This window comes from Mycobacterium sp. ACS1612 (genome assembly GCF_001667505.1).
Taxonomy (GTDB): Bacteria; Actinomycetota; Actinomycetes; order Mycobacteriales; family Mycobacteriaceae; genus Mycobacterium.
On record NZ_LZHZ01000027.1, the window covers coordinates 92,906 to 115,610 of the forward strand.

The following is a 22,705-nucleotide window of genomic DNA, read 5'->3' on the forward strand; positions in this document are numbered from 1 at the left end:
GAGGCGCACAGACGCTGAGCTAGGTTGGCCTGGTGCAAAAGTGGGTGCTGCTGATCGCGGCGATTGCGGTCGAGGTCGCGGCCACCCTGGCTCTGCGGGCGTCTCAAGATCATTCGGCGTGGTTGGTGCTGGTCGGTGCCGGATACATCGGCTCCTTCATCCTGCTGACGGCGGTGTTGAGGGCGGGCATGCCGGTCGGGGTCGCGTACGGCATCTGGGGCGCGTGCGGCACCGCCGCCACGGCGGTGCTCGCGGCGACCATCTTCGGCGATCCGTTCACCTGGCCGATCGCGGCGGGCATCGTACTGATCATCGGCGGCGTGCTGTTGGTCGAGTTCGGTTCGCGTCCTGCGGACCAGTCGTGATGTGGTGGACGCTCGGCGCCGCGATCCTGGTCGAGGTGTTCGCCACGCTGTCGCTGCGCGCTTCCGACGGCTTCCGCAAGAGGGCGTGGATCGTGCCCGTGACGGTCGGTTACCTCGCCTCGTTCTATCTGCTGTGGTTGACGTTGTCGCTGGGCATGCCCGTGGGGATCGCCTACGGCGTGTGGACCGCATGCGGGGTGGCTCTGGTCGCGGTGATCGCCCGCTACCTGTTCGGGGAACCGCTCACCTGGGTGATGGTGGCAGGCATTGCGCTGATCGTGGCGGGGGTGCTCACGATCGAGATGGCAGGCGCCGTGCATTGAGCGCGCCTGCCAGCGCCACCACGGTGATACCCGCGATCGGCACGGAAAGCAGGCCGACGCGCAGGCTGGTGGCGTCGGCGACCACGCCGACGAGCAACGGGGCACCGAAGAAGCCGATCCGCATCAGCCACGTCACCACCGTCAACCCGCTGCCGGGACGCATGCCCGGCAGTTGGTCGGCGCCGTGCATGGCCGCCGGTATCAGCGTCGCGACGCCGAAGCCCGCGGCGGCGAAGCCCGCGATGGTTCCTGGCACGGTGGGAAACGCGAGCGCGGCGCCCATCCCGACGGCGGCGATCAACCCGCCCGCCCGCACCACGAGACGCTCGCCGTAGCGGTCCACCAAGCGGTCGCCGATCAGCCTGCCGAGGAACATGAAGCCGACCAGCGCGACGTAACCGAATACCGCAAGCGCTCCCGGTGCGCCCAAACTGTCGCGCAAATACAGTGTGGCCCAACTACTTCCGGCGTCCTCGACCGTCGCGCCCGCGATGGCGATCAGCACCAGGGCGAGCAGCGTCGCGTACACCGCCAAGCCGGCGTTCCCGCCTGCCGAGTGTGCGGCCGGGTGGTCGTCGTGGTCCGCGCCACGCAACAGGTACGGATACGCGACCAGGACCACCACGCTGAACACCACTGCCGCGATCAACAGATGCGTCGCCCTCGGCATGTGGATCGCGATCGCGCCCGCGCCCATCAGGCCACCGAGGATGGCGCCGACCGCCCACACGGCGTGAAAAGAGTTGATGATCGAGCGGCCGTAATTGCGCTGCACCCGAAGTGCGTGCGCGTTCTGCGCTACGTCGGTGATCGAGTCCGACGCGCCCGCGACGAACAACGCGGCCGCGAACAGCAGCGGTGCGTTGGCCAGGCCGGCAACGACGACGAACGTCGCGAGAATCACCGTGGCGATCACCGCGACCCGCGAGGAGTGGAACCGGCGAATCAGTGCACCGGCCGCCAACCCCGCCACCAGCGCGCCGGCCGAGAACGCGGCGATCGAGGCGCCGTAGACGGCGTTGGACAGGTGCAGGTCGGATTTGATCTCGGGATAGCGCGGCAGCAGATTGGCGAAGATCGCTCCGTTGGTCAGGAACAGGGCCGCGACCGCGACCCGGGCTCTCTGGTCCAGCGTCACTGAGTCGACATTACTTGCACGCGTGGGTCAGCAGCGCGTCGCTGGTCTGGAACAGATCGCACGCCTTGTCGCGGTCATACGACTCCTCCGACGACTTGATCGGCCGTCGTCCCTCGAAGTACCTGCCGCTGACGCCGTCGAAGCGGGCGTCGTTGACGAGGGCCGCCAGACGGCGCCCCGAGGCTCGCGTGCTGTTCACGTTCGGCAACACCCGCAGTGCGGGGAACAGATAGCGCCACGCGAACCGCCCCAGCGGCGAGTAGTCACGGGCCAGCCCGGAGCCCGGCATCAGGCCGGGGTCGAACGCGTTCACCGTCACACCACCGCCGAGCCTGCGGTCGAGTTCGTAGGTGAACAACACGTTGCACAGCTTCGACGTGGTGTAGCGGCGACGGCCGTCGGCGGGCTCCGATTCGTCGGGGTGTGCGAGGCCGGCGGCGGAGGTGTATCGGGGATCGGGCATGCCGGTGAATTTGGCCGGGTCGTGAGTTCCGCTGCTGACCACCAGGATTCGGGCCGGCAGCGTCAGTTCCGCGAGAAGCCCCTGCACCAACGCGAAATGCCCGAGATGGTTGACGCCGAACGTCATCTCGACGCCGTCTTGCGTGTACTCCGTGCCCGACACCACCTGGACACCGGCGTTGCACACGATCGCATGCAGCGGCGGCAGACCCGCCGCGTGGAACGCCTCAGTGAACGCACGCACCGATGCCAACGACGCGAGGTCCATGGGCATCACCGTGCACCGAGCCGGGTCCCCCAGTTCGTCGACGGCCGCGTTGCCACGGCCGATGTCGCGGACCGGTAGCACGACGTGCCACGACGGGTCACTGCGCAGCAACGCGCGCGCGCATTCCAGGCCGAGTCCCGAGCTGGCTCCGGTGATGATCGCTGCCTTCGTATTCATTTCTCCTCCAACAGAATCGGAACGAGTGCCGACACGGCCTGGACCAGCCGGCGGTACATCCGTGCGACATCGGTGCCGTCGGGTTCGAGGTGCTCGGCGAAATAGATGCCGTCTGAGAGCGCGACCGCCACCGTCGTCAGTTCGGCGACCACCCGATCGGCCTTGGACCGCGGTACGCCCGCAGGGAGCAGTTGGGTGATCGCGTCGCGGAACTGGCCGATCGCGGTGTCGCGGACCTGACGGATCACCGCCGCGACGGCGGGATCGTTGTCGCGCTCGAGGGACAGCATGTAGAAGAGCCGCAGGAAATCGGGGTGCTCGGCTTGCAGCGTGGACACCACCGCTAACTGCGCTTGCACATCCTCGGTCGTCGGGATCGCCGCGAAGAATCGGTCGGCGCCGCGTTGCATCACCGCGGCGAGCACGCCTTGTTTCGAGCCGAAATGCCAGTAGATCGAACTCGGCGGCAAACCACACGCCTTGCGGATGTCGTTGATCGACGTCGCGGCATACCCGCGGGTGGCCATCAACCGCTCGGTGGCATCGAGGATCAGCTCGCGGGACTGCTGACCCTGGAGCTGCTTTTTCGTCTGACGCGCTTCTGTAGGGATCATTACAGACAGAGGATAGCAGAGAATTTCGTGCCGGTCTGGTGGGAGGCTCTACCGATGACGACCAGAGCCGAGCTTGTCGGTCTGTTTCCGCCGGGAACCGCCGTGGCCGACGACGGCACCCTCACCGTCGGAGGTTGTCGACTCGACGAGGTCGTCGAGCAGTTCGGCACGCCGGCCATCGTCGTTTCGGAGGACGCCCTGCGGCAGCGGGCCCGCGACTACCTGGCAGCGTTCCGTGGCCGGTGGTCGCGCTCGGATGTGGCTTTCGCGTCAAAGTCGTTCCCCTGCACCGCCGTTCAGCGGGTGATGGTCGAAGAGGGGCTACATCTCGACGTGGCCGGCGGCGGCGAGATCTTGACCGCCCTCAAGGCGGGCGCAGATCCGGGCAGGCTGGTGCTGCACGGCAACGCCAAGAGCGACGAGGAACTGACGCTGGCGGTCCAACACGGCGTCGGCCTGGTCGTGGTCGACAACTTCGACGACATCGACAGGCTCGAACGCATCGTGGCAGTCGGCCGTCCACAGCCGTGCCTGGTCCGGGTCATCCCGGGTGTCGAGGCCGCCACCCACGCCTCGCAGGCGACAGGACACGCCGGATCGAAGTTCGGCTTGCTGCCCGCCGACGCGCGCGACGCGATCATGCGGATCGAACGCAGCGCCAAGTTGCGCCTCGACGGCGTGCACACCCACGTCGGCTCGCAACTGCTCGACGTCGACCAACTTGCTCAGGCGGTCGCGCCGATCGCGGCGCTCGGCACGTTCGATGTCTACGACCTCGGCGGCGGACTCGGGGTCCGGTACACCTACGACGAGCACCCACCCACCCTCGACGACTACGCCGACGCGATGATCGGCCAGGCCAAGGCCCTGCTTCCGACGGGCGCGCGCATCATCGTCGAGCCCGGCCGCAGCATGGTCGCCACCAGCGCGTGCACGGTCTACCGGATCACCACGATCAAGCGCGGCGTCGTCACCCACGTGGCGGTGGACGGCGGCATGGGCGACAACCTCGAAGTCTCGCTCACCGGACAGCGCTTCGAGGCGACGATCGTCGACAGGGTCGGCGGAGGCGAGGTGGTCAGCGTGGTCGGGCGGCACTGCGAATCCGGCGATCAGCTCGTCGACGGCGTGCCGCTGCGCGAGCCTGCCGTCGGTGACCTGCTTGCCGTACCGGTCACCGGCGCGTACTGCTACACGATGTCGAATCAGTACAACGGCGCTCGCCGCGTCCCGGTTATCTTCGCGCACAACGGGTATGCCCGGCTCGTGGTGCGACGGGATACCTGGGACGATTTGTTGATGCGCGATGTCGACTGACACCGGGCAGGATGTAGGCATGTTCCAGCCGCCCGCCTCGCTGGTTGAACTGGCGCACCGCTACGGCGTGTCCACCGAATACCAGGACTGGACCGGTAAGCAGTCGGTGGTTGCCGACTCGACACTGATCGCGGTGCTCGACGCCCTCGGCGTTCCCGCCGCGACCGAAGCCGAGCGCGCCGCCGCATTGACTGCTCACGACCGCGACTACTGGGCGCAGTCCCTACCGCCGACGATCATCGGCCGCTCAGGGGTGGCGTCGCCGTTCTGGGTGCACGTCACCCACGGTGACCCGGCCCGGCTGTGGCTGCGACTCGAGGACGGCAGTGTGCGGACCCGGCTGCGTCAACTCGAAAACAACAGGGCCCCTTACGATCTGGACGGCAGACTGGTCGGTGAGGCCACCTTCGAGCTGCCCGCCGACCTGCCGCTCGGCTACCACCAGCTGCACCTGCAGGTCGGCGCGTCCGACGTCAGCACCCTGGTCATCGTCTCCCCCGCCTCACTCGAACTACCCGCCAGGCTGGGTCCGCGGCGGGCGTGGGGGCTGGCCACCCAGCTGTACAGCGTGCGCTCGCAAAGGTCTTGGGGCATCGGCGATTTGACCGATCTGACCGACCTAGCGGTGTGGTCGGCGTCGCGGCACGGCGCAGGCTTCGTTCTGGTCAACCCGCTGCATGCCGCGGCGCCCACCCCGCCGATGGAGCCGTCGCCGTACCTGCCGACGTCGCGCCGGTTCGTCAACCCGCTGTATCTACGGGTGGAGGCCATCGATGAATTCGCCTATGTGCGGCAGCGCGGCAGCGCCCGCAGGGCGCGCGCCGAGGCGCAGGCACGGGCCAAGAAATCCAAACTCATCGACCGGGACGCCGCGTGGAAGGCCAAGCGCTCCGCACTCGCAAGCGTGTACCGAGTCGAACGGTCGGCGGGACGCGAACTGGCGTACGCCGCGTATCGCCGACGTGAAGGCGGCAGCCTCGACGACTTCGCGACCTGGTGTGCGCTGGCCGAGAAGTACGGCAACGACTGGCATCAGTGGCCGGAGGAACTCCAGCATCCGGCCGCACCGGCGGTGGCCGACTTCGTCGCCGACCATGCCGAGGCCGTCGACTTCCACCGATGGCTGCAATGGCAACTCGACGACCAACTGACCGCCGCGCAGGCCACCGCCGTCCAGGCCGGGATGGAACTCGGCATCATGCACGATCTCGCCGTCGGGGTGGACCCCAACGGCGCCGACGCGTGGGCCCTGCAGGATGTGCTGGCGCTCGGCGTCACGGCCGGCGCGCCGCCGGATGAGTTCAACCAACTCGGCCAGGACTGGTCTCAGCCGCCGTGGCGGCCCGACCAGCTGGTGAGACAGTCCTACGAGCCGTTCCGCGCCCTGGTCAACGCGGTGCTTCGGCACGCGGGTGGCGTACGCATCGACCACATCATCGGGCTGTTCCGGTTGTGGTGGATCCCGAAAGGCGCTCCGCCGACCGACGGCACCTATGTGCGCTACGACCACGAGGCGATGATCGGCATCGTCGCGCTAGAGGCGCACCGCGCCGGCGCGGTGGTGGTCGGCGAGGATCTCGGCACGGTCGAGCCGTGGGTGCGCGACTACCTGCGTGAACGCGGGCTGTTCGGGACCTCGATCCTGTGGTTCGAAGCCGACCGCGACGGGGACGGCGGACCACTGCCGGCGGAGAGGTGGCGCGAATACTGCCTGTCGGCGGTGACGACGCACGATCTGCCGCCGACCGCCGGCTACCTGGCCGGGGAGCACGTGCGACTACGCGAAGAGCTCGGCCTGCTGACCCGTCCGGCCAGCGAGGAGTTGGCCGCCGACCAGGCTCAACAGGCCGCGTGGCTGGCTGAGCTGCGCCGCGTCGGGTTGCTCGGCGAGACCAGCGGCACCGACGAGGTGGTGCTGGCGCTGTACCGGTATCTGGGCCGGACACCGTCCAAGCTGCTGGCGTTGTCGCTCGCGGACGCCGTCGGTGACCTGCGCACTCAGAATCAACCCGGCACCACCGACGAATATCCGAACTGGCGGGTCCCGCTGACCGGGCCCGACGGCCGCAAACTCCTCCTCGAGGACGTGTTCGCCGACGCCAGGGCGGCCACGCTCGGGGACGCGATGAAGCAGATCGTACACCCGCCGGTGTAACGCTCGGCCGCTTGCCAGCGGTTTCACTTTTGTCACCGCTGCGATATGTTCGCACGGCACCGACATAGGGAGAGATCACGTGAAGAAGATCGTTGCGCTCAGCGGTGGCCTTGTCGCCGCCGGCTCGGTGGCATTGATCGGCGCCGGTGTCGCGCTCTCGCAACCGGGACCGGACATGAGTTCGTTCAACGTGGTGGGCGAGCCGTACAACAAGGCATTGCAGATCCTGAAGAGTCAGGGTGTGAAGGCGTACTTTGGCGGGTCGTTCGGCAGTGTGCTGCCGCAGGCGCAGTGTCTGGTCGACCAGCAGAAGATCACGGGCGGCGGCCGGATGCTGCTGATGCTGGACTGCAGCCAGAAGGCCGCCGATGAACTCGCGTCGATGGGGCCCTCGGGTGGCCCGACCGTCGGCGCCAACGGTGTCACCACCGTCACCCCGACCCCCGTGGTGCCGATTCAGGGTGCGCCGGGCGCCGGGACACCGCCGCCAGGCTAGGTCTCCACCAGCTGCTTGAGGTTCTTCAACGTCACCGACATGTTGCGGCCGACCTGCCGCGCGGCGACACGGTCGGCGATCAGGCCGAGCAGGTTGCCCGCCGACTCGTAGGACAGCCGGAAGATCACTTTGGTGCGCCCGTCGCCGTGGTCGCGGATGCGAAACCGGCCGCGCAGCGACACGCCTGACACGGCGATCCACGCCAGGTCGTGGGACGGGTCGAACTCGGACACCTCGACCACTCCACCGATCGGCACCGAGCCGATCTTCCAGTGCACGGTGTAGCGGGCGCCCTTCTTCGCGGGCCCCTCGGTCACCTGTTCCCAGCGCTCGAGGCTGGCCATGAACCGCGGATAGCAGTCGGGGTCGCTGACCACCTTCCACACGGTGTCGGGGTCGACGTCGATGACGCAGCGCCTCTGGACCCTCATCAGTGCACTCTCTTCTTCGCGCAAGCAGCCATCAGCCGATCACCGGGAATCGACGCGCCGCCGCCAGCCTGTCCACACCGGCCTGCAGACTCTCCAACACCTGCTTGTCCACCATCTCGTCGTCACCATCGACATCGATGGGCTCCTGCACCTCGATCGCGATCTTCGTCGGCAGCGGAAGCCGCGGCACCATATCGCTGACGGTCAGCCCCCACGGCGGCGCCAGTAGGATGGGCACGCTCTTGAGCCGCGCCAATTTGTCGACCATCAGTAGCTTGGCGAGCCACTGCCCGCGGTCGACGAACAGGGCCGCTTCCTGACCGCCGACCGAGGCGACCGGCACGATCGGCACCCCGGCCTCCCTCGCGAGTTTCACGTAGCCCTTACGACCGCCGAAGTCGACCCGGTGGCGCTCCCACGACGGCCGGAACACCTCGTAGTCACCGCCCGGATAGACCAACAGTGCGGCGCCGGATTCCAGTGCCACTCGGGCGTTTTCGTGGTTGGCGGCCACGGTGCCGAACTTGCGCAGTGAGCCAAGTCCCGGCATCGACACCACCAGATTGTGTGCGAGTTGGTAGAAGGGTCGCTCAACCCCGAAGTACGAGCAGAACGCCAGCGTGAACACGAAGGTGTCGGGCGGCAGGTTGCCTCCGCTGTGATTGCCGACCAGCAAAATCGGTCCCTCGCGCGGAATGCGGTCCAGGCCGCGGACGTCCGCGCGGAAATACAGCGACGCCAGCAGCCAGAGGCCGGGCAACTGCTCCCGGATGTAGTCCGGGTCGCGCTGGTCCAGGTCCGCCTTCGGCACCCGGGACGAGACCTGTCCCTTGGCCCATTCGAGAACATCACTCAGCCCCGCCATGTCGCAGACCTATACCCATTAGGGCGGATCGCCACGCTACCTGCTACCCGCGTTCCCACATACTTCGCTAAACTCCCCGGCATGCTGCGACCGCATCGTTTCGCCGAGGAAATCGATCCGGGCCCGGTTCAGATTCAGGCGCGCAAGGTGGCTTTCGACCTCAGCGGGATCCCGCTCGAGTGGATTCCCGGCCACCCCGTCGCGTCCACCATGATCAACCTGTTCAACGTCGTGCTTCCGCCTGCCGAACACTGGTTCGTCAAGTCGTTCAACGAGGCGCTGCCATTTGTGAAGGATCCCCGCCTCGCCGACGACATGCGTGGCTTCATCGGACAGGAGGCCATGCACGCGGCGGCCCACGACGAGGTCATCAAACAGTTCCTCGTCGGCAACGGAGCGGACCCGGCGCCGATACTCGCGCTCGTCGACCACATGTTCGAAAACACTTTGGCGCCAACGACTTCCGCCGACGCCACCCAGCGGCTCAACAACCTGTGTGAACGGCTGTGGCTGATCGCGGCGATCGAACACTACACGGCGGTGCTCGGCGACTTCGCGCTCAACTCCACCTGGGACGAGCACGGCGCGCATCCCACGATGGTCGACCTGTTCCGGTGGCACGGCAGCGAAGAGGTCGAGCACCGAAACGTGGCGCACGACGTCGCGGTGTACTTCCACGACAGCTATCCCGATCGGATCAGGGCCATGGGCGTCGCGGCGACGGCGATGTTCGCGTTCTTCCAGCGCGGCACGTGGTATCTGCTCAAAACCGATCCGGATCTCGACATCGGATGGTGGCAGATGCAGCGAATGCGCATGCGCGACTCGAAACTCGGGTTGCTGCCCCACTTCCGGACGCTGTTCGGCGTCAACACGCTGACCTATTTTCGGCCCGGATACTCACCCGGACAGATGGGCTCCACCGCCCAGGCCGTCGCGTATCTGGCCACCTCCCCCCCCGCCCGCGCCGCGCACCTTTGATGGGCCTTCGCGAGCGCTACCGGCAACTGCCGCCGAACCCGCTGAACCGCAAGCGCCGTTCCCTGATGATCGGCGCCGCCGACGCGGTGATCACCGGGATGGAGGCGCTCGCCCGCGCCACCCGGCGAATGACGCTTCCCGGTGAGACCGACCGCACCATCGCGTTGACGGTCGCCGAGCGCCAGGTCGTCGCCCGCGATCAGGACGTCGTCGCGCTGACCCTCGTCGGTGCGGACCTGCCCCGGTGGCATCCCGGCTCGCACCTCGACATTCACCTGCCAAGTGGGCTGGTGCGGCAGTATTCACTGTGCGGCGACCCCGGGCGCCGCGGCGCCTACCGCATCGCCGTGCGTCGGATAGCCGACGGCGGTGGCGGCTCGATCGAAATGCATGAACTGACCGTCGGCGCGACGGTCACGACGCACGGCCCGCGCAACGCGTTTCCGCTCACCGTGCCCGGCTTCGGGTCGCCTGCGCGCAGAATCCGTTATCGGCATCACACCGATCCTGCCGATGCTCGGCCTGGCGCAGCGTCTCGGCGTCGACTGGTCCATGGTCTACGCCGGTCGCAGCCGCGACAGTCTGCCCTTCGCCGACGAGATCCAACGGTTCGGCGGGCGGGTGACGATCCGCACCGATGACGTCGACGGGCTGCCCACCGCCGACGATCTGCTGGGCGACTGCCCGCACGGCACCGCCGTCTACGCATGCGGGCCAGCGCCGATGCTCACCGCGATCCGCTCCGCCCTGGTCGGCCGTGACGACGTGGAGTTGCACTTCGAACGGTTCGCCGCGCCGCCGGTCGTCGACGGCAGGGAGTTCACCGTCTCGCTTGCCTCGACGGGTGAGACGGTGCACGTCGGCGCCGGCGAGACGCTGCTGTCGGCGCTGAACCGGGCGAAGGTGCACGCGCCGTACTCCTGCAGGCAGGGCTTCTGCGGCACCTGCCGGACAACGGTGCTGGACGGCGTCGTCGATCACCGCGACACCCTGCTCACCGATTCGGAGCGGTCCGCAGGCATGATGCTGATCTGCATATCGCGGGCCGCCGAGGGGTCGCATTTGACCCTGAATTTGTAGTCGCCTCTGTACTATTCGCCCATGCCGCTGGCCGAGGGTGCGACGTTCGCCGGCTACTCCATCGTGCGGTTGCTCGGCTCGGGCGGCATGGGCGAGGTCTACCTCGCCCAACATCCGCGACTGCCGCGCCGCGATGCGCTCAATCGTCGGTGTGCACGATCGTGGCGAAGCCGACGGCCAACTGTGGATCTCGCTGGAGCGCCACCCCGCCGGGATGTCCAAAGCCGGGGTTGCCAGGATCGTGACTGCCGTCGCCGAAGCGCGCGACTACGCGCACGAGCGCGGCCTGCTGCACCGCGACGGCAAACCCGTCAACATCTTGCTGTCCCACCCGAAGTCGAGCGATCAGCGGATTCTGTTGGCCGACTTCGGGATCGCCCGCTGGGTGAACGACATCAGCGGTGCAACCCAGCGGAACCTCGGTATGGTCGCCGCAGCCCGGGAACGTCGAAAGCTCAACGGTGACAACTAAGCCTAACGATACGCCGTTACCCACCGAAGACGAGTCACCGATCCGCATGTGCATGCAGCAGACCGGCAAGACGCGGTTCAGTTGCTGGGAGGACATCCGGCGCGGCAATGGTCGTCGAGTCCCATGAACCTCGACGCATCGGACCGGCTGGCGCTGACCGACCTGGTGCACCTGTACGCGTCCGCCGTCGACGACCGGCGATTCGATGACGTCGTCGAGTTGTTCACCGCCACAGCGGAATTACGCTTACCCGATCCGCCCCGGTCGTTGGACCCGGTGCGACGCCAGCATGGCCATGACGGCGTACGCGCCGCGATGCGGGCGCTGGCCTCGGTCACCCGCACGGAACACGCGATCGTCGGCGAGGTGTATGCACCCGGCGACGACTCGAATTACGCGCTGGGTCGGATCACCTGCATCGCGCACCACTGGACCGCCGACGCCGACCAGATCAGCGACGTGGTGTGGCATCTGCGCTACGACGACGAGTACATGCGCACCCGCGCCGGGTGGCGCATCCATGGACGCGCGCTGAGCATCAACGCGATCGAAACTCGCCCTGTTCGCCGTCTTCGAGGGCGGCCGTGAGCCGGTCGAGCAGCGGCCGCTGACCCTTCAACAGTCTGGTGGCCGCTTCCGGGACGGAAAACCAGCCCACACGGTCGATTTCGGGGAATTGCCGAATCTTGCCGGACCCCTTCGGCCACTCGAGGTCGAAGGTGTTGCTGAACGTGCCTTCCAGGTCGAGGTCGCCACGGACGGCGAATGCGGTGATCATCTTCCCGCTGGGCTGCTTGATCGGTGCGAACTCGATGCGGGGGCCGTCGGGCGGCTTCTTACCGAGTTCCTCTTCGAACTCGCGTTGGGCAACCGTCCACGGGTCCTCGCCCTCGACATACTCCCCCTTCGGAATCGACCAGGCGCCTTCGTCTTTGCGTGCCCAGAACGGGCCACCCGGATGGCCGATCAGCACCTCGACACCCGCGTCGGTGATGCGGTACAGCAGTATTCCCGCACTCAGTTTCGGCATCAGGCCGCGGTGGGTTCGCTGAGTTTGACCAACGTCTTGCCGATGTTGGCGCCGGTGAACAACCCGTTCAGCGCGTCGACGCACGACTCGATGCCGTCGAAGATGGTCTGCCGGTGCACGAGCCGACCCTCGGCCTCCCATTGGCGCAGCGACGCGAACGCCTCGTCGAAGCGGCCCCACTGGTCGAGCGCGTTGAAGCCCTGCATCGTCGCCGTCTTCGACAACAGGTTGACGTAGTTGGCAGGACCCGGGTGCTCCCCGCTGAGGTAGCTGGAGATGACGCCGCAGAGCACCACACGTGCCTTCGGCGCCAGCCTGCCCAGTACCGCGTCCAGAATCGGGCCGCCGACGTTGTCGAAGTAGACGTTCACGCCCTTAGGGCAGTGCTCTTTGAGGGCGGCGCGAAGGTCGTCGGCTTTGTAGTCGATGCAGGCGTCGAAGCCGAAATCCTCGACCACCGCATTGCACTTGTGCGGCCCGCCTGCGATGCCGACCACCCGCGCGCCAGCGATCTTGGCGATCTGTCCCGCCACCGACCCGGTGGCGCCGGCCGCGGCGGAGACCACGACGGTCTCGCCTGCCTGCGGCTTGCCGATGTCGGTCATCCCGAAGTAGGCGGTCGCGCCCGTCGGTCCGTAGACACTCATGATCGCGAGTTGATCCGTCTCACCGGGGATCGGTGTGGTGAAGATGTCATCGCGGACGAGCACGTACTCCTGGAATCCGGTCAAGGTGGTGACGACGTCGCCGACGGCGTAGGCGTCACACCGGGTCGCCACCACCTCACCGATGCCTGCAGCCCTGATGACGTCGCCCAGCTGCAGCGCGGGCAGGTAGCCCGGTTGACCGTCGAGCCAGGTGCGTGCCGCGGCGTCGATCCCGACATAGGTGGTGCGCACCAACGCTTCGCCGTCGCCGGGTTCGGGCGCGGGCCGGGTGACCAGTTCTGTGTCGTCGGGTGCCACCAGCCCATTCGGGCGGCGGCGCAACAGGATCTGGCGGTTCGTCAGCTCAGCCACATGGGCGAACCTACCGAAGGTCAGGCCCGCTTCTGCAGCGCTTCTTGGCCAAACTGTCCGACGGCCAGTGAACCATCGGGCAGTATCAGCTCACCCGACTCGACCCGGTTGCGCAGATAGGCGAACGTCTGCGCGGTCTGCGCGAACAGGTGCTCGCCCGCGCGCAGCGCGGGTCGCTGCTTGCCTTCCCGCGAGGCGAACTGCGGCAGGGGCTTCACCTCGGTGTGGTAGTCGACATTGAAGAACAGCGGGAACGAATAGCGTTCCTCCTTCACCTTGCGGACCCGGTGGCTGGTGGCCACATAGGCGCCGTTGGTCCACAGTTCCAGCATGTCGCCGATGTTGACGACGAATGTGTCCGGCAGCGGTGGCACGTCGATCCAGTCGCCCGCCCCGTTGAGCACCTCGAGGCCGGGTGCGGTCGGCCGCAGCAGCGTGAAGCACTCGTAGTCGGTGTGGGCGCCGATGCCCTCGGCGTCGACGGCGTCGGGGTTGTAGGGGTAATGGATGAGCCGCAGCTGGCTCGGCGTCTTGGTGGCGTGCTTCGAGAACGTGTCCGGGTCTTCGCCAAGCCCCACCGCGAACGCCGACAGCAGCCGGTGACCGACGTCGAGCACCGCTTGGTAGTACGCGGTCACCGCGTCGGCGAAGCCGGGGAGATCCGGCCAGGTGTTCGGGCCCAGCATCGGATTGCCCGCAAGGTAGTCGGGGTCGTCCGCGGGCAGATCCAGTGCCGTGTCGTAGGCCTCCTTCATCTCCGGAACGCCGGTGCCAAGTCCCTCTTCCCCACGGGGCACGTAGCCGCGGTGGCATCTGGAAAGGCCGATGTAGTAGCGCATCTTCTGCTCGAGCGGAAGCGCGAAGAACTGCTTGGTCGCAGTCAGCATGCGCTGGAACACCGCGTCGTCGACGCCGGCACCGCTGATGTAGAGGAACCCCACTTCGGCCGCGGCCTTACCCAGTTCGGCTGCCACCTGTTCGCGCTCGGCTCGGTCCTGCGAGCGCAGGCCGCTGATGTCGACCACCGGCACCGATGTGAATGACGTTGCGCCACTCATAGCTTCACATCTCCTTCGCTGTCCTCGATGTGCCGCCGGACACCGTTGGCCACCAGCTCACCATCTGATATGCGCGGATTCATGGCCGCCCACTGCGAGTCGCCGACCGCGCCGAGCACCACACCGCGACGGTCCGCCCATCCGAACATGTCACCGGCGCACACCAAGATGGCGTCGGTCGCGAACACCGCCCAATTCGGCGTGGTTTCGCCGTCTTGCCGGACCCAGTGTTCGACGTAGGGTTCGTGCACTCCCTCTTCGATCAATATGTCGTTGTCCCAACGCATCCGGCCCGCATCGGGATACGGGCCTGGTGGTTCGACGTCGATCAGCCGCTGCCACTCGAAAACGTCGTCGCGCTGACTGAGCCTGCCGGCGAAACCCCTGGTGTCCACGTACCCGGTGCTGCCCTGCAGCCACGCGACACCCGCGCTGGTGTCACGCGCCCCGTCGCGGTCGATCAGCAGGGTGCGCCGCCACAGTCCGCTGCAATTCGCCATCAGGACGGTCACGCTGAGTCCTCCCACATCGTCTTCAACAATTCGACGCCGCGGCCGGTGGGTCTGCCGAACGCGCGTACCCGCGCAAGGCCGCCGTCCGGATACGCCTGCACGCGCAGCGCCGTGATGTCGGTGGCGTCGGTGACGAAGATCTGGCGGGCGTCGGCCGCGATGCGGGTGCGAGCCAGCACCTCGACGTCGAAAGGCACCAGCGTCCACCCGGTTTCGCCGCACGGCTGGGCGGTGCTGCCCAGCACCGACACTTCAGGTGAGGCGTTGAACACGAACCGGCTGGTGTCGATCTCGATGCGCTGCAGATCGGCGGGCACCGCGAACGAGATCATCACGGCGTCGTGGGTGTCGGGGCCGACATCGCGGCGCCGCCTGGTCTCCCAGCCGTCACCCATCGTCCGCGGGCGGTCCGGTGCGATCAGCGATGCCGCGTCGGAATAGAAGCTGTCAGAGGACCATTCGACGCGCCCGCCCTGTTCGAGGCCAGACACTTCGACGGTGACGTCCGACCACAGCGCCGGATCGGGGATCACGGTGCCGAAGGCCCGCAACCGCGCGACTCCGCCGTCGGAATCCAGGTGCAACCGCAGGTGTGTGTAGCGCCGTCGGTCGTCGACGGCGAACAGGTTGCGCGAATCCGGTTTGAGCGCGGCCCGCTCGACGACGGTGGTCCACCGCACGTCCCCGGCGGTGGGATCGCTGACCGTGTCCAGGATGCACGCCTCGATGCGGCATCCGGTCGGGTGATTGCCTGAGAAGAACCGGGTGTCGACGTCGATTGCGCGCAGTCGTCCCCCGACGCCGAGACGCACGATCACCCAGTCGCCGTCGCTGTGCCTGCGCGTCTCCCACCCGTCGACCACTTCACCGCGCAGATCGAAAGTGCCTGGTACGAAAGCGGGTTCGGTCGGCTCGATCAGCCGTTCCTTGAACCCGAACGATTCGTCGCTGGCGGCGACGACGCTGCCGCCGAGGGCACGCGAGGCCAAATCCACGTTCATCCTGGCAATCCCAGGGCCGTCGACAACGGCCAGTGGCTACGCGGGTTGTCCGGCCCGGCCGCGTGCGCGCCGACCTTACTGGTGCTCAGTCCGAGTCCGGCCAGCGCCTGTGCCAATGCCACCGCCGCAGCCACCCCGTCGACCGCGGGCACGCCGAGCTTGGCGGTGATCGCCGCCGTGACACCCGCCATCCCGGCGCACCCGAGACACACCACGTCCGCGCCGTCTTCGCTGATCGCCTTGGCCGCCTCGTCGACGATCGCCGCAACGGCGGCAGCGGGGTCCGCATCCACCTCTGCGATGCCCAGCCCGCATGCCCGCACCGACGCGCAGTGCGCATCCAGTCCGGCGAGCTTCAACCTGTCCTCGATCGGCGGGATCGATCGGGCCAGCGTCGTCACCACCGAGAAGCGCCTGCCGATCAGATGGGCGACGTGCGCGGCCGCCTCGGCGATGTCGAGCACCGGCACGGACAGCATTTCCTGCAAGGCGTCCTTGCCGTGCTCGCCGAACCCGGCGAGAATCACCGCCTGATAATCGAATTCGCCCGCGGCCAGCATGGTGGCCACCAGGTCCATCACTGCGACCGCGGACAGATAACTCTCGGCCGCCGAGTCGATCGCCGCGGCGCCGAAGCGCGGATGGCGGGTGACGATCTCGGTGTCGACGGCGGCGACGGCGGCCGCGGCCGCGGCGATCTCGGCTGTCATCGTGTCCGACGTGTTGGGGTTGAGCAGCAGGATCTTCACGCCGGCTGGCCCACCCTTTCGTAGATGAGCTGGCCCGCGAGCCAGGTCTGCAGCGCGGCGCCGCGGAGCACGGCGCCGTCGTAGGGCGTCACGGCGTGCCGGTGCCGCAGTGATCCGGCGTCCACGGTCTGTTCGGCATCGGGGTCAAACACGCAGAGATCAGCCCGCTGCCCGACGGCGATCCGTCCCCTGTCCTCGAAACCGGCGAGGGTCGCGGGTGTTTGGGACATCCACCGGCTCAGGTCAGCGAGGCCGAATCCGCGTCTCGCGGCCTGCGTCCATACGGCGCGCGGGCCGACCTCCAGCGAGCTGATGCCACCGAACGCCGCGCCGAAGTCACCGTCGGCCTTCATCGACGGCGCGCACGGCGAGTGGTCGGACACGATCATGTCCAGCACCCCATCGGCAACGCCCTGCCACAGCAGTTCGCGGTTGTCCGAGTCGCGGATCGGTGGACAGGCCGCGAACTGCGTTGCGCCGTCGGGGATGTCCTCGGCGGCGAACGTCAGGTAGTGCGGGCAGGTTTCGGCGGTGACGGGCAACCCGGACCTCTTGGCGTCGGCCAACACCGGCAGCGAACGTGCGCTCGACACGTGCACCACATGCATCAGGGCGCCGGTGCGCCTGGCGGTGTCGACAACCAGTTCGACCGCCTCCTGTTCGCATGTGTCCGGCCGCGACGACAGGAACGACGCATAACGGCGGCCACCCGGTGCCGGGCTGTGCGCGACGAGGTGTCCGCTTTCGGCATGCACCAGCAGCACCGAGTCCAAGGCCGCGACGTGTGCGGCGGCGCTACGGAACTCGTCGGTGTTCAGAGGCGGAAAGTCTGGGTTACCCGAATCGGCGAGAAAGCACTTGAAGCCGCGCACACCGGCGTCGAGAAGACCGGCGAGATCGTCCGCGTTGCCAGGCACCACACCGCCCCAGAACGCGACGTCGACCTCGCAGTTGCCCTGTGCGGCTTGACGTTTGCGATCCAGCGCCGTGACCGTGGTGGTCACCGGATCACTGTCGAGGGGCATGTCGACGACTGTGGTGATGCCTGCGGCCGCGGCGGCCGACGTCGCCGTGTCGAAACCTTCCCAGTCCGTGCCGGGATCGTTGATGTGCACATGGGTGTCGACGAAGCCCGCCATCAGCACCGTCGACTCGGCCAACCGGATCTGCTTGGCCGCCGGGAATTCGGCGTCGATCGCCTCGATTGCCGCGATCACGCCGTCGGAAACCGCGACCGCCGCCGCGCGGATCTGCCCGTCGACCACCGCCCTCTGCGCGCGGAAGACCTGGTCCACTAGGCGAATCTGTCGTGGAAGTGGCGGGTCAGCTCGGGCCACACGTGCGGGTCGTGACCGGGAATCAGCTGATAACCCTTTTCCTGGGCCAACTTCTTGAGCCTGCGGATCGGTTCGATGGTCTCCTCCGGTTCCACTCCGATGTAACCGCCGATCGCCAGTTCGTGTTCGATGTTCTCGGTCAGATCGGCGGCGTCGAAGGCGAACACGAAGCCGTCGCCGCCCACCGATTCGTCGAGTTCGACCACGAAGCTCTGATGCCCCGGCGTGTGCCCGTAGGTGGGCACCGCGGTGATGCCCGGTGCGATCTCGGCTTCGCCGTCAGCCAGTTGCCATTCGATCCGCGGGTCGTCGAAGTCGATCCTTGCAATGGCGTTGTGCTCGGGCTCCGGATGGTTCGAGAGCCCGTATTCCAGTTCGCGCCGCTGGGCGTGCACTGGAACCTTGCCTGCGAACAATTTCAGTCCGCCCGCATGGTCGTGGTGAAGGTGGCTCACCGCGACCGTGTGGATGTCGTCGAAGTCGATACCGATGTCGTGCAGTGACTGTTCGATCGGCTCACCGGGACCCGGCAGCACCGGGATGTACTCGACCGACGGATAGAACCGCCGGTACAGCGCCGGATCCCGGATCAGCGCGGTGTTGAAACCGGTGTCGAGCAGTACCCAGCCGCCGTCGGTCTGCAGCAGCACACCAGGCACCGGTTCGCGCAACCTCTCCCCGGCAGGAGTGCCGTATACCGAGACGGCTTTGGGCAACTCCTCCCAGCCGAGTGTCAGCAGGACGATCCGATGTACTTTTCCCATCGGATCACCCTACGGACAGCGCAGCGATCCGCAGCGAGTTCGGGTTCGACAGCGCATGCGCCTGCTCGACGCCCTTCAACCACGGCTGGGCGACGACGAAGTCGTCGGTGTCGGCGATGTTCAGCCAGCATCCGGTTTCCTCGGCCGCCGCGCCCGCATCGGAGAAGGGCTGCGGTGCACCGGTCGGCAACCCTTGGGCCAGAGCGGCACTCACCCGCGGCGACGAGCAACCCAGGTAGTTGATCCCACCGTCCTTGTCCCAGGAGATGTGGCCCCACGTGTAGGGCGTCGGTGAATCGGGCCACACCGGGTTGACCATGATCTCCGGCGCTGCCTGCATGTCGGTGCCGATCCAGCCGTAGATCTCCGAGGTCGGGTAGCCCTGCACCTTGACGGTCAGACCCGCCGCCGCGAGTTGCGTCTGGATCAAGTTACTAATCAGCTGCATGTCGGGGTTGCTGGTGTCGTAGCCGACGGTGATCGCCTTCTGGTCCGGCGGCAGTCCGGCTGCGATCTTGGTCAACGCCGAGGGGTCGTGATGCAGGTTCTGCTTGGCGAAGTCGGCGGCGAGCACGTACGGCGGGTACATCTGGGCGCCGATCTTGCCGCGACCGAAGTACGTCTGCTTGACCAACTGGTCGACGTCGATGGTGTCCAGCGTTGCGGTTCTGGTGGCCTGGTCCTTCATGATGCCCTTGTTCGGGTTGACGTAGAGGAAGCTGGCCATCATCGTCGGCAGCGAGTAGTGCGAGAACTTCGGATTGTTGATGTACTGCTCGACCGCCGAGGACGGCAGGTCATGCAGTATCGCGGCCAATTGCCCGTTGTTGAATTGCAATTGCTGCGCGGAGCTGTCGGTGATCACCGGCATCTCCACCTTCTCGAAGTACGGCTTGGGTCCCCAGTAGTCAGGGAAAGACGCCATCGAATAGTGCGAACCCACCTGCGCGTCGGTCAGCGTGTACGGCCCGGTGCCGAGGTCATGGGTGGTCAGGTAGTTCTGCGCGAAGTCGCTGCCGCCGAACTTCTGCAAACCGGTCGGGCTCAACATCCGGGGGCCGTACGCCGAGGCGAGGTAGTCGAGGAACTCGAAATTGGGTGACTTCAACGTGATCGTGACGCCGTAATCGCCTTGTGTGGTAACCGATTCGATGTTCTTGACCATATATGCGGGTCCGCCGTTGACGGCCAGCCTACGGTCGAACGACGCCTTCACCGCGTCCGCTTTGAACGGTGTCCCGTCGTGGAATTTCACGCCCTCGCGCAGCTTGAGGGTGAACACCTTGTTGTCGGGCGACGTTTTCCACTCGGTGGCCAGCAGCGGTTCCAATTCCCGCTTGTCGGTGCCCCCCTTGTACTGCAGCAGACCCTCGTACAGGTTGGTCGTCAGCAGCAGGCCCTGACCCGCGTAGTAGACGTCGGGGTCCGGCGGCTGGCCGGGGTCCTGGAGGAAGGACAGGTGCAGCACCTTGTCGGTGGGTGCGGCGTTGGGTGTGGTCGAGCCGGAATCCGAACCACCACAGGCGGACAGGGCCAACACCGCGGCGGCACCGGCCGCGGCGAAAGCCAGTAGTCGCTTCTTCATTGGGTTGCTCCTTCGAGGACAGGTTGTGCGAGTTGGTGGGCGGCAAAGGCCGCGAGGATTTCTTCGGTGGTGCGGCAGGCACCGGTCTGCAGGTACTCCATGGCGGCCAGCGCCGCGTCGTGCAGGTATTGAGACGACCCGCCGACACAGTCGGTCACCACTCGCACGTAGTAGTCGCGCTGGTGGGCGTCGGCGAACGTGTAGTGCACGCAGACATCGGTCAACCCGCCGATCAGGATCAGCGTCGAGGCCCGCAGGCCGCGCAGCACGATCTCGAAATCCGTTCCGATGAAACCGGAATAGCGCCGCTTGACGATGTGGAATTCGTCAGGTTGCGGTTGCAGTTCGAGGTCGGTGCCGGGTTGGCCTTCGACGCAGTGCACACCTTCGGTGCCGTCGAGTTCGCGACCGAAGTCGACCCCGCTGGGGCGGTGCACCTCCTGGAAGAACACGACGGGGATGCCGGCGGTGCGCGCCGCGGCGACCAGTTTCTCGGCACGCGCTACCCGCTCGGCATGTCCGGGCATGTGCGGTATGCCCACTTCCGACACGGGCATGGCGCCGCTTCGCTGGATGTCGACGACTACCAGCACGGGGTTGCCGACGATCAGTGGCTGTGTTGGCACCTAACCTCCTCCTACCGCGATTCGTGGGTCGGCCGCCGCCTGCAAGAGGTCGACCGCCGTGTTGATGGCGACGTAGAGCACGCCCAACGTCAAGGTGACGCCCGCGATCGCGGGGAAGTCGGCGACGGGGATGCTTTGCGCGATGTATTGCCCGATGCCGGGCCAGCCGAAGACCTGCTCGACCACCAGCACACCCGAGAACATCAGCCCCACCTGGAGCCCCGTCATCGCCAGTGCGCCGCCGACGCAGTTGCGCAGCACATGGCCGAACATGATGCGGCCCTCCGAAAGGCCCTTGGCGCGAGCGGTTCTCGCGTAGTCACTGTCGATGTCGGTGAGCAGACTGGACCGCAGGACACGACCGATCGCCACCGCCGGGCCGAGGGCGATCACCACGGCGGGTAGGATGAGGTGGTGCAGCGCGTCGCTCACCACGTCGAACCGCCCTGCGAGTAGCCCGTCGACCGTGAGCAACCCGGTCGGTCCCGTCGGCGGATTCGGCACGCTGATGCGTCCGTTGGCGGGCACCCATCCGAGCTTCTGGTAGAAGACGATCAACCCGAGGATGCCGAGCAGGAACATCGGTGCGGATGCTCCGGTGAACAACACGGCCCGCAATACGGAGGCGCCGGGCCACTTCAACGTCGTGCCGAAGGCCAGCAGCGCTGCCAAAAACAGCGCGAGGCCGAGACCGCAGAGCGCCAATTCCAGTGTGGCGGGGAAGAAGTCGCCCAGATCGCTGCTTACCGCGTGCCGGGTGCGGTAGGACTGCCCGAGGTTGCCTTGCACCGCGCTGGTCAGGTAGTGCCAGAACTGGTTGATCATCGGCTGGTCGAGGCCGAGCGCATGTCGGCGGGCAGCCACGGCATCGGCCGAGGCGTTCGCCCCCAGCTGGGCCTTCACCGGATCCAGCGGTGAGATGTGCTGCAGCACAAACATGACCGCGATCAACGCGACCAGAATGGCCGCCATCGCGAGCACCCGGTACAGGATGAATTTCTGCATGCCCACGCCTAACTCGTCTTCATCAGGTTGCGCAGGCCGTCGCCTGCGAGATTGGCTGCGAGCGCGAGTACCAGCACCGCCACACCGGGCATCACCGGAATCCACCACTGCTGCAGGAAGTACGTCAGGTTGCGCGCCGTGTCGGCCCCCAATTCGGGGGCGGGCGCCGCCTGACCCAGCCCAAGGAACGAAAGCGCCGCGAGCGTGAGGATCAGGTTGCCGATGTCGAGGCTTGCCGCCACCAACGCGTTGGGCACCGCGCCGGGCAGCAGATGTCGGGTGGCCAGTCGGATCGGCCCGACTCCGGCCAGCCGGGCGGCCTCGATGTGTGGGCGGGCGGCCAGCCGAGCGACCTCGCCTCGCACCAGCCGGGTGTAGAACGGCCACCACACGATCGACACCGCGATCAGGGTGTGGACGAAGCCGGGACCGAGTGCGGCCACCACCGCGATCGCCAACACGGGGGCGGGCAGCGACAGGAACGCGTCGGTGATCCGCATCAACAGGCTGTCGAGCCATCCGCCCGTGGCGCCCGCGATGAGCCCGACGAGCCCGCCGATCAGCAACCCGACCGCAACCACGACCAAGGCCGCGAACCAGCTGGCCCGCACGCCGTAGAGCACCCGGCTGAAGATGTCGCGGCCGATCGCGTCCGTGCCGAGGAGGAAACCGCCCTTGCCCGGGGCCTGCAACGGCATGCCCGCAGGAATCAGCGGATCGTGCGGTGAGATCAGCGGCACCGCGACCGCGACGATCGTCACGATGAAGACCAGGCTGACGGCAGCCCAGTTCATCACCATCGGAGAGGGTTTCGGCAGCGACGGGAGGCGCAGTCGGCCCCGGGTCAGCGCGCCTGCCGGTAATGCGATCGCCAT

The 22,705-nt window shown here is 67.1% G+C and carries 24 protein-coding genes and 2 pseudogenes; 9 read left to right on the forward strand and 17 right to left on the reverse strand.

Translation table 11 applies throughout. The features are described from left to right. Positions 1-32 precede the first annotated feature (32 nt). On the forward strand, positions 33-365 hold the full coding sequence (locus A5724_RS11310) for a multidrug efflux SMR transporter (protein WP_067800899.1): 333 nt from the start codon (positions 33-35) through the stop codon (positions 363-365). Beyond that, complete coding sequence (locus tag A5724_RS11315) at positions 365-688, forward strand: multidrug efflux SMR transporter (protein WP_067800903.1); 324 nt, start codon at positions 365-367, stop codon at positions 686-688. The genes A5724_RS11310 and A5724_RS11315 overlap by 1 nt, the downstream gene beginning before the upstream one ends. Here the strand turns inward: A5724_RS11315 and A5724_RS11320 are convergent. From A5724_RS11320 to A5724_RS11330, 3 genes are read right to left on the reverse strand one after another with little or no spacing between them, the layout of a single operon-like run. Next, positions 657-1,826 carry an MFS transporter gene (locus A5724_RS11320; protein WP_067800906.1) on the reverse strand — a complete coding sequence of 390 codons (1,170 nt, stop codon included), beginning with the start codon at positions 1,824-1,826 and terminating at the stop codon, positions 657-659. The two genes, A5724_RS11315 and A5724_RS11320, sit on opposite strands and share 32 nt — an antisense overlap. Positions 1,827-1,836: 10 nt before the next feature. Continuing rightward, complete coding sequence (locus tag A5724_RS11325) at positions 1,837-2,733, reverse strand: SDR family NAD(P)-dependent oxidoreductase (RefSeq protein ID WP_067800909.1); 897 nt, start codon at positions 2,731-2,733, stop codon at positions 1,837-1,839. Further along, positions 2,730-3,347 carry a TetR/AcrR family transcriptional regulator gene (locus A5724_RS11330; RefSeq protein WP_067800911.1) on the reverse strand — a complete coding sequence of 206 codons (618 nt, stop codon included), beginning with the start codon at positions 3,345-3,347 and terminating at the stop codon, positions 2,730-2,732. Before A5724_RS11330 ends, A5724_RS11325 begins: the two co-directional genes overlap by 4 nt. Before the next feature lie 54 nt (positions 3,348-3,401). Between A5724_RS11330 and lysA the strand changes: the two genes are divergently transcribed. The 3 genes from lysA to A5724_RS11345 all read left to right on the forward strand — a co-directional run bounded on the left by lysA (position 3,402) and on the right by A5724_RS11345 (position 7,315). Next, positions 3,402-4,664, forward strand: a complete 1,263-nt coding sequence (lysA, locus tag A5724_RS11335) for a diaminopimelate decarboxylase (protein WP_067800914.1) — start codon at positions 3,402-3,404, stop codon at positions 4,662-4,664. Between the two features lie 19 nt (positions 4,665-4,683). Further along, complete coding sequence (malQ, locus tag A5724_RS11340; protein WP_067800915.1) at positions 4,684-6,819, forward strand: 4-alpha-glucanotransferase; 2,136 nt, start codon at positions 4,684-4,686, stop codon at positions 6,817-6,819. A 79-nt stretch (positions 6,820-6,898) separates the two neighbouring features. Next, positions 6,899-7,315, forward strand: a complete 417-nt coding sequence (locus tag A5724_RS11345) for a hypothetical protein (RefSeq protein ID WP_067800918.1) — start codon at positions 6,899-6,901, stop codon at positions 7,313-7,315. On the opposite strand, the gene A5724_RS11350 is transcribed toward A5724_RS11345, so the two are convergent. Continuing rightward, positions 7,312-7,746: an SRPBCC family protein gene (locus A5724_RS11350; protein WP_067800921.1), complete on the reverse strand. Its 435-nt coding sequence runs from the start codon at positions 7,744-7,746 to the stop codon at positions 7,312-7,314. The genes A5724_RS11345 and A5724_RS11350 overlap by 4 nt on opposite strands. Positions 7,747-7,777: 31 nt before the next feature. Beyond that, a complete protein-coding gene (locus A5724_RS11355; RefSeq protein ID WP_067800924.1) occupies positions 7,778-8,611 on the reverse strand; it encodes a lysophospholipid acyltransferase family protein in 834 nt (277 codons plus the stop codon). A gap of 81 nt (positions 8,612-8,692) precedes the next feature. Here A5724_RS11355 and A5724_RS11360 point away from each other — a divergent pair, with 81 nt between their 5' ends. The 4 genes and pseudogenes from A5724_RS11360 (at position 8,693) to A5724_RS35110 (ending at position 11,732) form a co-directional block, all read left to right on the forward strand. Beyond that, positions 8,693-9,592, forward strand: coding sequence for a metal-dependent hydrolase (locus A5724_RS11360; protein WP_067800927.1), 900 nt, complete (start codon positions 8,693-8,695; stop codon positions 9,590-9,592). Beyond that, positions 9,592-10,672, forward strand: a pseudogene (locus tag A5724_RS11365) (2Fe-2S iron-sulfur cluster-binding protein). The gene A5724_RS11360 and the pseudogene A5724_RS11365 overlap by 1 nt, the downstream one beginning before the upstream one ends. 21 nt (positions 10,673-10,693) lie before the next feature. Further along, positions 10,694-11,093: pseudogene (locus tag A5724_RS35105) on the forward strand (protein kinase); the annotation flags it as partial. A 174-nt stretch (positions 11,094-11,267) separates the two neighbouring features. Beyond that, positions 11,268-11,732, forward strand: a complete 465-nt coding sequence (locus A5724_RS35110) for a nuclear transport factor 2 family protein (RefSeq protein ID WP_067800932.1) — start codon at positions 11,268-11,270, stop codon at positions 11,730-11,732. Here A5724_RS35110 and A5724_RS11380 read toward each other — a convergent pair. From A5724_RS11380 to A5724_RS11435, 12 genes are read right to left on the reverse strand one after another with little or no spacing between them, the layout of a single operon-like run. After that, positions 11,683-12,174 (reverse strand): NUDIX domain-containing protein, encoded by a 492-nt coding sequence (locus A5724_RS11380; RefSeq protein WP_067800935.1) that lies wholly within the window; start codon positions 12,172-12,174, stop codon positions 11,683-11,685. The two genes, A5724_RS35110 and A5724_RS11380, sit on opposite strands and share 50 nt — an antisense overlap. Further along, positions 12,174-13,193, reverse strand: a complete 1,020-nt coding sequence (locus A5724_RS11385; protein ID WP_067800938.1) for an NADP-dependent oxidoreductase — start codon at positions 13,191-13,193, stop codon at positions 12,174-12,176. Before A5724_RS11385 ends, A5724_RS11380 begins: the two co-directional genes overlap by 1 nt. Before the next feature lie 20 nt (positions 13,194-13,213). Further along, positions 13,214-14,251: an isopenicillin N synthase family oxygenase gene (locus tag A5724_RS11390; protein WP_067800942.1), complete on the reverse strand. Its 1,038-nt coding sequence runs from the start codon at positions 14,249-14,251 to the stop codon at positions 13,214-13,216. Continuing rightward, positions 14,248-14,763 carry a hypothetical protein gene (locus tag A5724_RS11395; RefSeq protein WP_197518616.1) on the reverse strand — a complete coding sequence of 172 codons (516 nt, stop codon included), beginning with the start codon at positions 14,761-14,763 and terminating at the stop codon, positions 14,248-14,250. Before A5724_RS11395 ends, A5724_RS11390 begins: the two co-directional genes overlap by 4 nt. After that, on the reverse strand, positions 14,760-15,764 hold the full coding sequence (gene alc / locus A5724_RS11400; protein WP_067800945.1) for an allantoicase: 1,005 nt from the start codon (positions 15,762-15,764) through the stop codon (positions 14,760-14,762). The genes A5724_RS11395 and alc overlap by 4 nt, the downstream gene beginning before the upstream one ends. Continuing rightward, positions 15,761-16,513 carry an aspartate/glutamate racemase family protein gene (locus A5724_RS11405; RefSeq protein ID WP_067800947.1) on the reverse strand — a complete coding sequence of 251 codons (753 nt, stop codon included), beginning with the start codon at positions 16,511-16,513 and terminating at the stop codon, positions 15,761-15,763. The genes alc and A5724_RS11405 overlap by 4 nt, the downstream gene beginning before the upstream one ends. Next, positions 16,510-17,808, reverse strand: a complete 1,299-nt coding sequence (gene allB / locus A5724_RS11410; RefSeq protein WP_067800949.1) for an allantoinase AllB — start codon at positions 17,806-17,808, stop codon at positions 16,510-16,512. The genes A5724_RS11405 and allB overlap by 4 nt, the downstream gene beginning before the upstream one ends. Next, on the reverse strand, positions 17,808-18,614 hold the full coding sequence (locus A5724_RS11415) for an N-acyl homoserine lactonase family protein (protein WP_067800952.1): 807 nt from the start codon (positions 18,612-18,614) through the stop codon (positions 17,808-17,810). Before A5724_RS11415 ends, allB begins: the two co-directional genes overlap by 1 nt. A gap of 4 nt (positions 18,615-18,618) precedes the next feature. Then, positions 18,619-20,199: an ABC transporter substrate-binding protein gene (locus A5724_RS11420; protein WP_067800956.1), complete on the reverse strand. Its 1,581-nt coding sequence runs from the start codon at positions 20,197-20,199 to the stop codon at positions 18,619-18,621. Next, complete coding sequence (locus A5724_RS11425; protein ID WP_067800959.1) at positions 20,196-20,825, reverse strand: cysteine hydrolase family protein; 630 nt, start codon at positions 20,823-20,825, stop codon at positions 20,196-20,198. Before A5724_RS11425 ends, A5724_RS11420 begins: the two co-directional genes overlap by 4 nt. Continuing rightward, entirely contained in the window at positions 20,826-21,830 is a 1,005-nt protein-coding gene (locus tag A5724_RS11430; RefSeq protein ID WP_067801238.1) for an ABC transporter permease, read from the reverse strand. It lies immediately after the preceding gene. Between the two features lie 8 nt (positions 21,831-21,838). Beyond that, entirely contained in the window at positions 21,839-22,705 is an 867-nt protein-coding gene (locus A5724_RS11435; RefSeq protein WP_067800961.1) for an ABC transporter permease, read from the reverse strand.